A 14,009-nucleotide genomic window follows, 5' to 3' on the forward strand; every position below is an offset into this window, starting at 1 on the left:
GTTATTTAATCCAGGCTCCCGCCATTAATGACGTTGCGTTGGCTGTAAATTGCTTAAAGACGCCGCGGCGATGTGAATAATCCGGTTTCGTCCAGTTTGCCCGACGACCATCAAGACAGCGCTGGATTTCCTCTTCCGTTTTATACTCACCGTTAATACCAACAATGTTGAGCTTGCGCCCTTTGACATCCATCTCGATGAGATCACCGTCTTCGACAAGCGCGATGGGGCCGCCATCTGCCGCTTCCGGAGAAACATGACCGACGCACGGTCCGCTGGTGGCGCCAGAAAAACGACCATCGGTAATCAGTGCGACTTTGCCATCAAGACGTTTGTCGTAAACAATCGCGTCTGTTGTCATGAGCATTTCTGGTGCACCAGACCCCCTGGCGCCTTCATAACGAATAAAAATGACATCGCCCGGTTCGATATGGTTGTGAATAATGGCTTGCTGCGCATCCTCTTCAGAATTGAAGACGCGTGCAGGTCCTGTATGGTGGTGCATATCTGGCGAACAAGCCGCATATTTGATCACCGCACCTTCTGGCGCAATATTGCCTTTGAGCACGGCAATCGAGCCTTTCTTGGTGGCATTTTCCGGTTTACGAATAACCTCTTCTGGACTGACTTTATAATTACTGAGGTATCCGTGGTTACGGGTAAAGAAGCCGGATTGATGGAGCATCTCCAGGTTGTCACCCAGCGTCCGGCCAGTCACCGTCAGGACATCCAGATCCAGATAGTCGCGAAGATACCATTGCACCATTGGTACGCCGCCAGCGAACCACATCATTTCGGTGACGTACTGGCCGCTGGGTTGAATATTGGTGAGATAAGGGATCTCATTATTAATCTGGTCAAACAATTCAGGCTTGAGCTCCCAGCCTAACTCATGCGCGATCGCCGGGAGATGGATCATGGCGTTGGTACTGCCGCCGATGGCTGCATGCACCTTAATGGCATTTTCAAACGCAGCAGGCGTGAGGATTTTATGCGTCGTGATATTTTTCTCTGCCAGATATAACGCCTGATGACCCGCGCTACGCGCGATGCGACGGATCTCCGCCAGTGTGGAAGGCAGCAATGCACTCCCCGGTAAGGCAAGCCCCAGCGCTTCAGACATGCACTGCATGGTGCTGGCCGTTCCCATAAACTGACAAGCGCCTGCTGTAGGACAACCGCACTGCTGCATGGCTTCCACTTGCTGGATGCCTATCTCGCCTTTCTTGAGTTTGGCAGTAATACCACCAAGATCGGAGGTACTCATATTGGGGGCCGGGCGCATTGAGCCGCCGGGGATATGCAGCATCGGTAAATTCAGGCGCGCGGCGGCGATCAGATGCGCCGGGATAGATTTATCGCAGCTTGAGATCAGGATGCCTGCGTCATAGGGCACGACGGAAGCATGGATTTCGACCATATTCGCGATAGCCTCACGGGAGGCTAAAATATAGTTCATCCCATCATGCCCCTGGCCCCAGCCATCGCAAATATCGGTCACATGATGACGAACGGCACGACCGCCGCTTTCATGGATGCCTAAAACGGCTTCATCGCCCAGATGATTAAGATGAAAACTGCCGGGATGACTTTCGCCGTAGCAGTCATCTACCAGAACCTGCAGCTTATTAACATCGTCTTTCGTGTAGTTCATCCCGAGACGCAGGGCGTCCAGCTGTGACCACAGGTCACGGGCGTGTTGGCATTTCTGACTCATTTGGCGATTCCTTCTTGTTTGAGCGACGTATCAGGCGCCGGTGCATGATGAGTGTTGTTACTGCCAGCAGGACGGGCGGTAACAGAAGGTAAACTGAAAAGCAGCGCGACAGCGATGAGCAACGCGGCTACCAGCACCGTCATCCCCGCCGTTTGTGAGAACGTGACGGTTAACAGTCCTACCAGATAAGGACCGATAAAGCCGCCGATGTTGCCCAGTGCGTTGATTGTGCCGCGTACACCTCCCAGAACATTGGGGGCGAAGAGTAACGGCGGTAATGTCCAGAAAGGTCCCGCATAGGCCTGCAGGAAGAAGCCGCAAATGACCATCATGCCGTAGGCAAGCCAGACGTTATCTTTCAACATTAAGGAGAGCGCGAGACAGGCGGCAAAGCCCAGCAGTGGAATTGCCGTATAGAGGCGGCGGTTCATCGTTTTGTCGCACCATTTTGCAATGTAATACTGACCGACGATGCACAAAACGTAAGGCGCAGCAGTAAGCAAACCGACGATGGTCATCCCGCTGCCTGTCAGGTGTTTAATCAGATTAGGCATCCAGAGAGCAAAACCGTAGAAACCGACCTGCACGAAGAAATAGATTCCGATCAGCTTCCACAAATTAATACTGCTCAGGACACTGCGGATACTGTTTGTTTCTCCACCGATAGTAAGCGCACGGTCTGACTGTAATTTCTGTTCGATCCAGGCACGTTCTTTGGGATCCAGCCATTTGGCCTGATGCGGATGGTCAGAGACCAAAGGCAACCAGACAAAGAGCAGGCCGAGGGAAAGTAAGCCTTCGATAATAAACATTTCTCGCCAGCCATACGTTTCGATTAACCAGCCGGAAAGTGGCCCGGTGATAATAGAAGCCGCGGCAAGGTTCATCTGGAAATAGGCAATCGCCCTGGCGCGTTCTTCATTGGGGAACCAGTGGCCAATCAGCGCGAGGATAGCGGGATAGACTGCGCCTTCAGCGACGCCAAGGACAAAGCGGATAATTAACAACTGTGTGGCGGTCTGTGCGAAGCCAGTTAGCAGCGCAAATCCACCCCATGCAACGATTGTCCAGGCGATTAATTTTTTGGCGCTTAATCGTTCCGCGATTTGGCCGCCGGGAATTTGCAAAAAGATATATCCAATAAAGAAAATCCCTGCAACCAGACCGGCGAAAGAGGCGGTCATGCCAAGGTCTTCCTCCATCCCCCCCGCAATCCCAATAGCGATATTCGTCCTGTCCATGTAAGCCACGATATATACGAGGATGGTCGCTGGAATGATGTGTAGCCAGCGTCCTCGCGTTGTCGGTTTGTCGAGTTCAATGCTCATGAGTGCATCCCTTTATATTAGAATTAATTTGTTCTGTATGTAGAACTATTGTTCTGTATATAAATACTATGCGGGGATATTTTTTAAGCGTCAATTCCATGCTTAAAGAAAGGTTATGTTTTGTGATTTGCTTCATATCCTGCTGTTAATGGCTGCTGGATATGCGTCCCCTTGCTTAAAACAGGCCAGTTTTGCGGGGTAATAGCAAAACTGTGTCACCCTTCACAGGATGAACCTTTCTTCTGATTTCCGGGTTGTGTGCGTTAGATGCTTTGCAATAAATTCTACCTGTGGAATTTATGTTCTATATATAGAACTTCAATTGTAAGGAGAATTAGAATGGTTACAACGGCAATATTTCCGTCGCGCTATGTTCAGGGGAAGGGGGCATTAACAACGCATTTGCCTCAGGAACTTGCGTCTTTAGGTCATAAAGCGCTTATTTTACAAGATCCTGTCGTTTATGAGGGGTATCGGGATATTCTCGCGTCGGCACTTCGCGGTGTGGTTGATTTTGACATTGAGGTTTTCAATAGTGAATGCAGCGATGAAGAGATCGCTCGAATTTCTGCGCGTGCGCAGCAAACCGGGGCGGATGTCATTGTCGGTATGGGCGGTGGAAAAACATTAGATACCGCCAAAGCCACAGGGGCCAGTTTGCGTCTTCCTATTGTCGTCGTTCCCACGCTTGCCTCAACAGATGCCCCCTGCAGTTCATTAGTGGTTATCTATACACCGGAAGGTAAATTCAAACGCTATCTGATGATCCCCCGTAATCCTACGCTGGTGCTGGTGGACAGTGCGATTATTGCCGCAGCCCCGGTTCGTTTTTTAATCTCCGGAATGGGGGATGCGCTGGCGACCTGGTTTGAAGCGGAAGATTGTCGGATAAAAGGGGCCGGGAATATGACATCCCGTCCTGGACCCATGACTGCTTTTGAACTGGCGCGTTTCTGTTACAACACGTTGATTCGCTACGGCCATCTGGCAAAGCTGGCTTGTGAGCAGCATCAGGTTACGCCAGCCCTGGAGCATGTTATTGAAGCCAATACCCTTTTATCCGGGATCGGTTTTGAAAGCGGAGGACTGGCGGCAGCGCATGCGATTCATAATGGTTTAACGGTACTTCCCGCAACACATCAGTACTGGCACGGCGAAAAGGTTGCCTTTGGCACGCTGGCAATGCTGTTGTTAACCGACAGAGCACCTGAACTCATTGAAGAGGTCTATCAGTTCTGTGAAGACGTGGGGTTGCCGATAACGCTGGCAGACATTGGTCTGGCTGATGTCAGCGATGAAGAGCTACTGGCGGTGGCGCAGGCAGCCTGCCTGGCGGGAGAAACTATGCATAATGAACCGTGCGAAATTACACCGGAAGCCGTTCTGGCTGCATTACGAGCCGCAGATGCGGTTGGACAATCCCGGAAAGGAAAAATGAAGTCACTCAGATAGGACTAAAACGCCCGATAGAATTTCTCTAACGGGCGTGATTTTATTAAGACGCTAATGACAGTTGGCGTTTATCCATGTATTCCGCCAGCCACTGGGTGATGCGGGACTGCTGTTCGGCATTGAGCCACATCCCTTCTTTGGTGCGACGCCACAGCGCATCGTCTGCGCGGCGTACCCACTCGTGCTCGACCAGATACTTCAGCTCCGCTTCGTAGAATTCGTGACCGAAATCTTCACCTAAGTCCGCAACCGAAGTGGCTTCACCCAGGATCCATTCCGTGTTGCTGCCGTAAGTGCGCGAGTAGTGGCGCGCCAGCGATTCCGTCAGGAAAGGGTAGCGACGGCGCAGTTTTGCTGCGTAATCTTCACGGTCATTGCCAATCTCACCGCCTGGCAGGATGCACTCTTTGGTCCAGGCCGGGCCAATACCCTGATAGTAAGACGACAGTTTTTCCACCGCGTGTTCGGCCAGCTTACGGTAGGTGGTCAGCTTACCGCCAAACACCGACAGCAGCGGGGCTTTGCCGTTTTCGTCATGAATATCCAGCGTGTAGTCACGCGTGATGGCCTGTGGTGAATCGGATTCGTCATCACACAGCGGGCGTACGCCAGAGTAGGTCCAGACGATGTCGTCGCGCCCCAGTTGTTTCTTAAAGTGCGCGTTGTAGACCTTCAGCAGGTAATTGATTTCACTTTCGTCAATTTTCACCGCTTTCGGGTCGCCGTTATATTCAACGTCGGTGGTGCCGATGATCGAGAACTCATCCATCCAGGGGATCACAAACACAATGCGTTTGTCTTCGTTTTGCAGGATGTAGGCCTGCTTCTGCGTGTGGACGCGCGGCACCACGATGTGGCTGCCTTTGATCAGGCGGATACCGTACGGTGAAGGCAGATGCATGCCGTCGTCGAAGAACTGTTTCACCCACGGGCCAGTTGCGTTGACCAGACCACGCGCCTGCCAGGTGTATTTTTTACCGGTATCGATGTCTTCCGCTTCCACTACCCACAACCCGTTTTCGCGGCGGGCGGAGGTTGCGCGGGTACGGGTTAATACTTCACCCCCTTTGCGGACCACCATTTGGGCGTTTGCCAGAACCAGTCGCGCATCGTCTACCCAGCAGTCAGAATATTCGAAACCGCGCACAATCTCGGGTTTCAGCACTGAATCTGCGCCAAAACGCAAACCGGTTGAACCCGGCAAACTGGTGCGTTTGCCCAGGTGATCGTACATAAATAGACCTACGCGGATCATCCATGCCGGACGCAGGTGCGGGCGGTGCGGCAGACGAAAACGCATCGGGAAGGCGATATGCGGCGCCATTTTCAACAACACTTCACGCTCGGCCAGCGCTTCGCTGACCAGGCGGAATTCGTAGTGTTCCAGGTAGCGCAAGCCACCGTGGATGAGTTTAGAACTGGCAGAGGAGGTGGCGCAGGCTAAATCCTGCGCTTCCAGCATCAGCACGGATAAACCGCGTCCAGCGGCGTCTGCCGCGATACCGGCACCATTAATGCCCCCGCCTATCACAATCAGATCTTTGGTTTCCATGCTGCCCTCTTGCGCTTTCGTTATAGCTCAAAAATGTTCGTTATCGAACATAATAGCAAAGAAACGCGCCATTGGTAACATCGAAAAAACATTTTAGAGTGATACATATAACATTATGGTGTTTACCTGCCGTCTGAACGTACACTGGGCGGTAAAATGAGTTGCCGGCAATGAAAAAAAGAGAGTCTATGGATCAGTTTGAATGTATTAACGTAGAAGAAGCTCACCAGAAACTGCATCACGGAAAAGCGGTACTGGTCGATATCCGCGATCCGCAAAGCTATGCCATGGGACATGCGCCGCAGGCGTTTCATCTGACCAATGACACGTTAGGAACGTTTATGCGCGAGCATGACTTTGATAGCGTGGTGATGGTGATGTGCTACCACGGCAATAGCAGCAAAGGGGCGGCGCAGTATCTTCTCCAGCAGGGCTATGACGCGGTCTACAGTGTTGATGGCGGCTTTGATGCCTGGCACCGCCATTTTCCCTCAGAGGTGGCATACGGCTCGTAAGCCTTTATACTGTCCTCTTTTGTGTGGACTAAGCGACAGCAACGATGTTGATGATTACCTCTTTTGCTAACCCCCGCGTGGCGCAGGCATTTGTTGATTATATGGCGACGCAGGGCGTTATCCTGACGATTCAGCAACATAACCAAAGCGACGTCTGGCTGGCGGATGAATCCCAGGCTGAGCGCGTACAGGCTGAGCTGGCGCGATTTCTCGAAAATCCGGGCGATCCGCGTTATCTGGCGGCGAGCTGGCAGTCCGGTCATACCGACAGCGGACTCCACTACCGCCGTTTCCCGTTTATTGCCACGCTGCGTGAACGGGCAGGCCCTGTCACTTGGCTTGTCATGGCGGCATGCATCCTGGTGTTTCTCGCGATGAACATCATGGGCGATCAGAACGTGATGCTTTGGCTGGCCTGGCCGTTTGACCCGTCGCTGAAATATGAGTTCTGGCGCTATTTCACCCATGCGTTTATGCACTTCTCGCTGATGCACATTCTCTTTAACCTGCTGTGGTGGTGGTACCTTGGCGGGGCGGTCGAAAAGCGTCTGGGCAGCGGCAAACTGGTTGTCATTACGGTGATCAGCGCACTGCTGAGCGGCTATGTGCAGCAGAAATTTAGCGGTCCGTGGTTTGGCGGGCTTTCGGGTGTTGTTTACGCATTGATGGGTTATGTCTGGCTGCGCGGTGAACGCGATCCGCAAAGTGGCATATACCTTCAGCGTGGTTTGATTATTTTTGCGTTGATTTGGATAGTAGCCGGCTGGTTTGACGTGTTTGGGATGTCGATGGCGAATGGCGCACACATCGCCGGGCTGGCGGTAGGTTTGGCAATGGCATTGGCTGATACGGTTAATGTGCGAAAACGAACATAGAAATTCCAGGGAATCAGAATGAAACAAACACAACGACATGACGCGATCATTGAACTGGTAAAAAAACAGGGATACGTCAGCACCGAAGAGCTGGTGGAGCATTTCTCCGTCAGCCCGCAGACGATTCGCCGCGATCTCAACGATCTGGCCGATCAAAACCTGATTCTGCGCCACCACGGTGGGGCGGCGCTGCCTTCGAGTTCCGTGAACACGCCGTGGCACGATCGAAAAGCAACACAGACGGCGGAAAAAGAGCGTATTGCGCGTAAAGTCGCCACGCAAATCCCGAATGGCTCCACGCTGTTTATCGACATCGGTACCACGCCGGAAGCGGTCGCGCATGCGCTGCTGGATCACAGCAATCTGCGTATTGTGACCAACAACCTCAACGTGGCGAACACGCTGATGGTGAAAGAGGATTTTCGCATTATTCTGGCCGGCGGTGAGCTTCGCAGCCGTGATGGCGGGATCATTGGCGAAGCAACGCTCGATTTTATCTCCCAGTTCCGCCTCGACTTTGGCATTTTGGGGATCAGCGGCATCGATAGCGACGGCTCATTGCTGGAGTTTGATTATCACGAAGTGCGCACCAAGCGCGCGATCATTGAGAATTCACGTCACGTCATGCTGGTGGTGGATCACTCGAAGTTTGGTCGTAATGCGATGGTGAATATGGGCAGCATTAGTCTGGTCGATGCGGTCTATACCGATACCATGCCGCCCGCTGGCGTGATGCAGGTGATTGCCGAGCACCATATTCAGCTGGAGCTGTGCTAAAAGGTGGGGCCTACAAACGCGTAGGCCCCATAAGCATTAATGCGACGATCCTGAGTTACACCCCATAACCCATCATCTTCAACAATTGCTGCGCGTGCTGCACCGCATCCTGCCGGTGTGCGACGCCAAGTTTCTGATACAGGTTGCGAATGTGCGTTTTGATGGTGGTTGCAGCGACCGCCAGCTCACCGGCGATTTGTTCATTGCTGTAACCGGAATAGATAAGCCCCAGAACCTGCCATTCACGTTGTGTGAGCGGGCTGGTGCGGATCAGCTCCGGCACCTCCGGATGCGTGAGCAGACGCTCAACGAAACCCTCGTCAAAATGGGCGAACTTATGTCGGTGATGCTGGTTAATCTCCCGCAGGATACGCTGTGCACGGTGTTGATCGAGTTCCGGCAGCGTGTTGAGCTGAAGCAACTGGCGTAGTTGCTGTGCCATCGCTTCCCCCTCAATCACAAAATGGCTGATAAAACCGGTGCGATTCGCCAGTTGCAGCGCCTCAAGCAGCACGCGCTGGGCGTCGTTTTTACGCCCGGCCTGCCAGTACAGTTGATTGAGCAGCAACAGGTTGCGGTTCAGGTCGCTCATCAGACGCAGACTACGTGCATTTTCGTTCAGCTCTTCCAGCACAATTTCTGCGGGTTCAAAATCGCCTAGCAGGATCTGTACCCTGGCGATATTGCGCCACTGGCTTTGCAGGAAGTGGTTGTTGGCAAACGCCGGTTTTGGCGTGTGTCGCAGCCAGTGAGCGGCCGATTTTTTATCGCCCGTCATCTGCCAGTAAATCACCCGGACTTTATCCGCATTAGAGATCCAGTCACTGTGATATTGGCCGTTGCCCAGCAGGTTTTCCAGCCGGTTCAACTGGCTACGGGCATTATCCAGATCGCCGCGCGCCAGCGAGCATTGCACAAGGAGCGCCAGACACTGCAACTGTTGCTGCGGCTGGAAGCCGGAGAGCACATCAATGCCGCTACGGGCTGAGGCTTCAGCCTCATCCAGACGTGCCCACGCCCACAGGAGTTGCGCGCGAATGCGCACCAGGAATTCGTGCATCGGCAACTGTTCCAGGTGCTGATCTTTGATCAACTGGAACGCTTTCTCTTGCGTTTCCCAGGCCGCTTGCAGGAAGCCCTGGGCAAACAGAATTTCACTTTGTTGGATAAGGCTCCACAGCGCGTAGTGCCAGACATCATGGTGACGCGCCATTTGCTCCGTTTGCTGCATCAATGACAGAGAACGGGCAAGATCGCCTTTACAGTGCAGAACTTCACCGTGTACGGAAGTGGCGACAATCCGGCTATAGAACCAGGCAATCGGCAATTCATCCAGCGCCAGCTTTGCCAGCCGTTCTGCTTCATCCGGGTTGCCGTCGTTGATCGCCACCTGCGCGCGCAGCGCGTTAAACTCCGCGTGCAGCGTGCCGTCCATGACGCCGTTGATCTCTTGTTCGGCACGCGCCAGCAGCGTATTGACCTCGCTGTAACGGTGTTGGCTTTGCATCAGCCAGGCTTGCAGCAGCACCAGTCGTGGATTTTCCAGCAGGCTTTCCCACGGCAGCGCTTTCAGTGACTCTTCCAGTAACGCCAGTTCACTGTGGTTGAACAGACCCCACGCATGGTTAAGCAGGATGTCGCGCAGCATATGCGCGTCGCCAGCCGCCAGCGCATGGTGAATGGCCTCGCTGGGGAACCCTTGCGCCATCCAGCTTTCGGCGGCGGCGCGGTGAATTTCCGGCAGTTCGGTCGCCAGTTCCCACTGGCAACGCTGACGTAAAAAGTTGCCAAACAGCGGGTGATAACTAAACCATTCGCCGGTGTCATCCATCCGTTGCAGGAACAGACCCTGGCGCTCAATCTCTTCGAGGCGCATTTGGCCGTTTTCTTCGCCGGTAACACGGGCGATGAGCGCGTCGTTCATGGAGCGTAGAACGGCGCTTTTTAACAGGAAGTGACGGGTGGCGACATCAACGCTGTCCAGCACTTCATCCACCAGATAATCAGACAAGTGGCTGGCGTTGATCCCTGCCAGGCGGCGTGCCGACTGGTGAGCGGGGCTATTGTTCTGGCGGGCGGAAAGAGCAATAAGCTGTAGCGCCGTTGCCCAGCCTGCGACGTCATCACACATCCGACTGCTTTCAGCGGCTTCAATCGGGGAAGATAAACGACGGTCAAAAAACTGTTTGGCTTCCTGGTGGTTGAAGGCTAATTGCTGACTGCCTATTTCCAGGAGCTGATCGCGTACGCGCAGATTAGCGATGCCCAACTGCGGTAAGTTGCGCGACAGTACCACCAGCGTGAGGTTTTCTGGCTGATGGCGCAGGAAGAAGCGCATCGACTCATGGATAACCGGGTTAGAGATGAGGTGGTAATCGTCAACGACCAGATACAGCGGGCGATGCCACTCTGCCAGTTCAATAAACAGCTGGGCAAAAAGTGACGTCAGGCTGGCGTATTGGCGCTTTTGTACCATCACTTCACTGGTAGAGCAGTGCCCGCCAGTCGCTTGCTGGATGGCGGCAATCAGGTAGCTGGCAAATCGCTCTTGCTGATTGTCACCTTCATCCAGTGAGAACCAACCTAACTCATTTTTTCCGGCCGCCCATTGTGAAATGAGCGTGGTTTTCCCGTAACCAGCAGGACTTGTGATTAGGGCTAACCTGAAATTGTTCGCGCCGGAAAGTTTAGCCAGCAGGCGCTCACGAACCACGGTATGGTCGAGTCGAACCGGACGACTTAATTTAGACGGAATCAACATAGTTAATCACTTCACTGTGAGGAAATGGGGAAAAACGATTTTTTTTGCGCTTCGTAATTAATAGATATAAGGTCGGACAGAAACCGGTTTAATGCAAGTTAAGTGGACTTTTTGTGCTTCTGAATTTGCACTCTGTCACAAATTTAAATATCTCTGATTGGAAACTCTTTTTTATCGTCTGAATGTGCGTGGGGACTGGATTGGTGCCTGGTTTTGCTTGTGCCAGAGAGTGTCGCAGCTTCTGTAAGGTTAAATGGATTTTAATGAAAATCGTCATTTTTCCTGCGTGACGAATAAACATTTACGAAAAAATGATAACCCAGAGGGTTATTTTAGGTTAGAAACTATTTCTGTATTTACATGTTCTTTCTAAATGATATTCCACAATTTTTTATAGCCTCTGTTTATTCCCTTCGATAATGCGTAAAACAATATATGGCTTGCAGGGATCTGTGTGGTCATTCTGAGCATTGACGGGTCATCGCACTATCGTAAAGTGGCGGCGATCACACTTTTATGCTCATCCCCACTACTCCTCCCCGCCTAATCCCCGGTGGGAGGAGGAAGGTCAACAACGAGCCAGGCAAACTAGCAATAACGTTGTTTTATTACCTGAGGACCCGGAATTCCTATGTCACAGCCTACCTTCAATAAAGAGCAATTTCAGGCTGCCCTGACGCGTCAGTGGCAGCGTTTCGGTTTACTGTCGGCTGCAGAGATGACGCCTCGTCAATGGTGGCAGGCTGTTAGCGGCGCACTGGCTGAGTTACTCAGCGCGCAACCCGTGGCAAAACCGGCGAAAAATCAGCGCCACGTTAACTACATCTCGATGGAGTTTCTGATTGGCCGTCTGACAGGTAACAACCTGCTTAACCTGGGCTGGTATCAGGAGGTGAGCGAAGCGTTGAAAGCACACGACATCAACCTGAGCGACCTGCTGGAAGAAGAAGTTGATCCGGCGCTGGGTAACGGCGGTCTGGGGCGTCTGGCGGCGTGCTTCCTTGACTCGATGGCCACCGTGGGCCAGTCCGCGACAGGCTATGGCCTGAATTACCAGTACGGCCTGTTCCGTCAGTCTTTTGCTGATGGGCAGCAAATGGAAGCGCCCGATGACTGGCATCGCGGCAGTTACCCCTGGTTTCGCCATAACGAATCACTGGATGTTCAGGTCGGCATTGGCGGCAAGGTGAGCAAAGACGGCCTCTGGGAGCCGGGCTTTGTGATCACCGGTCAGGCGTGGGATTTGCCGGTGCTTGGCTACCGCAATGGGATAGCGCAACCGCTACGTCTGTGGCAGGCGACCCATGCACATCCATTTAATCTGACCAAATTTAACGATGGCGATTTCCTGCGTGCGGAGCAGCAGGGCATCGACGCGGAAAAACTGACGAAAGTGCTTTATCCGAATGACAACCACACCGCAGGCAAAAAACTGCGCCTGATGCAGCAGTACTTCCAGTGCGCCTGCTCCGTGGCTGACATTCTGCGTCGCCATCACCTGGCGGGCCGCAAGCTGCATGAGCTGGCCGATTTCGAAGTGATTCAACTGAACGACACCCACCCGACTATCGCCATTCCTGAACTGCTGCGCGTGCTGCTCGACGAGCACCAGATGAGCTGGGACGATGCGTGGGCGATCACCAGCAAAACCTTCGCTTACACCAACCACACGCTGATGCCGGAAGCGCTTGAGTGCTGGGATGAGAAACTGGTGAAAGCGCTGCTGCCGCGTCATATGCAGATCATCAAAGAGATTAATGACCGCTTTAAGACGCTGGTGGATAAAACCTGGCCGGGCGACAAAGCGGTGTGGGCGAAACTGGCGGTGGTTCACGACAAACAGGTGCGCATGGCGAACATGTGTGTGGTGAGTGGCTTTGCGGTCAACGGCGTGGCCGCGCTGCACTCGGATCTGGTGGTGAAAGATCTCTTCCCGGAATATCACCAGCTGTGGCCGAACAAATTCCATAACGTGACCAACGGTATTACGCCACGCCGCTGGATCAAGCAGTGCAACCCTCAACTTGCCGCGCTGCTCGACAAATCGCTGAAGAAAGAGTGGGCCAACGATCTCGATCAACTGATCAACCTGGAAAAATTTGCCGACGACGCGAAATTTCGTCAGACGTATCGCGAGATTAAACAGGCGAACAAAGACCGTCTGGCCGAGTTTGTGAAGGTGCGTACCGGGATTGAAATTAACCCGCAGGCGATTTTTGATATCCAGATTAAGCGCCTGCACGAATACAAACGTCAGCATCTGAACCTGCTGCATATTCTGGCCCTCTACAAAGAGATCCGCGAGAACCCGAAAGCAGACCGTGTGCCGCGCGTGTTCCTGTTTGGCGCGAAAGCGGCGCCGGGCTACTACCTGGCGAAGAACATTATCTTTGCGATCAACAAGGTGGCGGAAGCTGTCAATAACGATCCGAAAGTGGGTGACAAACTGAAAGTGGTCTTCCTGCCGGATTACTGTGTCTCGGCGGCGGAAATGCTGATCCCGGCGGCGGATATCTCCGAGCAGATCTCGACGGCCGGTAAGGAAGCGTCCGGCACCGGCAATATGAAGCTGGCGCTGAACGGTGCGCTGACCGTCGGTACGCTGGACGGGGCGAACGTCGAAATCGCCGAGAAGGTGGGCGATGAGAACATCTTTATTTTTGGTCATACCGTGGAAGAGGTGAAAGCGCTGAAAGCCAAAGGTTACGACCCGGTGAAATGGCGTAAAAAAGACAAAGTGCTGGATGCGGTACTCAAAGAGCTGGAAAGCGGGAAGTACAGCGGCGGCGATAAGCACGCGTTTGACCAGATGCTGCACAGCATGGGCAAGCAGGGCGGTGACCCGTATCTGGTAATGGCGGACTTTGCTGCCTACGTTGAGGCGCAAAAGCAGGTCGATGTGCTGTATCGCGACCAGGAAGCCTGGACCCGTGCGGCGATTCTGAATACGGCGCGTTGCGGCATGTTCAGCTCGGATCGTTCCATCCGTGATTATCAGACCCGTATCTGGCAGGCAAAACGCTAAGGAAACG

9 protein-coding genes are annotated in these 14,009 nt (G+C 53.2%); 5 read left to right on the forward strand and 4 right to left on the reverse strand.

Annotated features, from left to right (window positions below; translation table 11 throughout):
* Position 1: 1 nt before the first annotated feature.
* Positions 2-1,717 (reverse strand): dihydroxy-acid dehydratase, encoded by a 1,716-nt coding sequence (gene ilvD, locus P2W74_RS01360; protein ID WP_276293621.1) that lies wholly within the window; start codon positions 1,715-1,717, stop codon positions 2-4.
* The gene (locus tag P2W74_RS01365) at positions 1,714-3,045 is read right to left on the reverse strand and encodes an MFS transporter (protein ID WP_276293622.1); all 1,332 of its coding nucleotides are present in this window, start codon (positions 3,043-3,045) and stop codon (positions 1,714-1,716) included. Before P2W74_RS01365 ends, ilvD begins: the two co-directional genes overlap by 4 nt.
* 339 nt (positions 3,046-3,384) lie before the next feature.
* Here P2W74_RS01365 and P2W74_RS01370 point away from each other — a divergent pair, with 339 nt between their 5' ends.
* On the forward strand, positions 3,385-4,497 hold the full coding sequence (locus tag P2W74_RS01370) for a glycerol dehydrogenase (RefSeq protein ID WP_276293623.1): 1,113 nt from the start codon (positions 3,385-3,387) through the stop codon (positions 4,495-4,497).
* 43 nt (positions 4,498-4,540) lie between these two features.
* Here P2W74_RS01370 and glpD read toward each other — a convergent pair whose 3' ends face one another.
* Positions 4,541-6,049 carry a glycerol-3-phosphate dehydrogenase gene (gene glpD / locus P2W74_RS01375; protein ID WP_276293624.1) on the reverse strand — a complete coding sequence of 503 codons (1,509 nt, stop codon included), beginning with the start codon at positions 6,047-6,049 and terminating at the stop codon, positions 4,541-4,543.
* Between the two features lie 188 nt (positions 6,050-6,237).
* Between glpD and glpE the strand changes: the two genes are divergently transcribed.
* Genes glpE through P2W74_RS01390 form a run of 3 tightly spaced genes read left to right on the forward strand, consistent with a single transcriptional unit; the run spans position 6,238 to position 8,216 of the window.
* Positions 6,238-6,564 carry a thiosulfate sulfurtransferase GlpE gene (glpE, locus tag P2W74_RS01380; protein ID WP_203359714.1) on the forward strand — a complete coding sequence of 109 codons (327 nt, stop codon included), beginning with the start codon at positions 6,238-6,240 and terminating at the stop codon, positions 6,562-6,564.
* 44 nt (positions 6,565-6,608) lie between these two features.
* Complete coding sequence (glpG, locus tag P2W74_RS01385) at positions 6,609-7,439, forward strand: rhomboid family intramembrane serine protease GlpG (protein WP_276293625.1); 831 nt, start codon at positions 6,609-6,611, stop codon at positions 7,437-7,439.
* Positions 7,440-7,457: 18 nt separating this feature from the next.
* Positions 7,458-8,216: a DeoR/GlpR family transcriptional regulator gene (locus P2W74_RS01390; protein ID WP_162383311.1), complete on the forward strand. Its 759-nt coding sequence runs from the start codon at positions 7,458-7,460 to the stop codon at positions 8,214-8,216.
* Positions 8,217-8,271: 55 nt separating this feature from the next.
* Here P2W74_RS01390 and malT read toward each other — a convergent pair whose 3' ends face one another.
* Positions 8,272-10,977, reverse strand: coding sequence for an HTH-type transcriptional regulator MalT (malT, locus tag P2W74_RS01395; protein WP_276293626.1), 2,706 nt, complete (start codon positions 10,975-10,977; stop codon positions 8,272-8,274).
* 631 nt (positions 10,978-11,608) lie between these two features.
* Here malT and malP point away from each other — a divergent pair.
* Positions 11,609-14,002 (forward strand): maltodextrin phosphorylase, encoded by a 2,394-nt coding sequence (malP, locus tag P2W74_RS01400; protein ID WP_276293627.1) that lies wholly within the window; start codon positions 11,609-11,611, stop codon positions 14,000-14,002.
* The last annotated feature ends 7 nt before the right edge of the window (positions 14,003-14,009 follow it).

The sequence above is a fragment of the Citrobacter enshiensis genome (genome assembly GCF_029338175.1).
In the GTDB taxonomy this organism is placed as follows: Bacteria; Pseudomonadota; Gammaproteobacteria; order Enterobacterales; family Enterobacteriaceae; genus Citrobacter_D; species Citrobacter_D enshiensis.

Bases quoted from the DNA above. Each gene is read 5' to 3' on its own strand.
- P2W74_RS01370 (WP_276293623.1), top strand. From the start codon at position 3,385: ATGGTTACAACGGCAATATTTCCGTCGCGCTATGTTCAGGGGAAGGGG.
- malT (WP_276293626.1), bottom strand. From the start codon at position 10,977: ATGTTGATTCCGTCTAAATTAAGTCGTCCGGTTCGACTCGACCATACC.
- P2W74_RS01365 (WP_276293622.1), bottom strand. From the start codon at position 3,045: ATGAGCATTGAACTCGACAAACCGACAACGCGAGGACGCTGGCTACAC.
- glpG (WP_276293625.1), top strand. From the start codon at position 6,609: ATGTTGATGATTACCTCTTTTGCTAACCCCCGCGTGGCGCAGGCATTT.
- ilvD (WP_276293621.1), bottom strand. From the start codon at position 1,717: ATGAGTCAGAAATGCCAACACGCCCGTGACCTGTGGTCACAGCTGGAC.
- malP (WP_276293627.1), top strand. From the start codon at position 11,609: ATGTCACAGCCTACCTTCAATAAAGAGCAATTTCAGGCTGCCCTGACG.
- P2W74_RS01390 (WP_162383311.1), top strand. From the start codon at position 7,458: ATGAAACAAACACAACGACATGACGCGATCATTGAACTGGTAAAAAAA.
- glpD (WP_276293624.1), bottom strand. From the start codon at position 6,049: ATGGAAACCAAAGATCTGATTGTGATAGGCGGGGGCATTAATGGTGCC.
- glpE (WP_203359714.1), top strand. From the start codon at position 6,238: ATGGATCAGTTTGAATGTATTAACGTAGAAGAAGCTCACCAGAAACTG.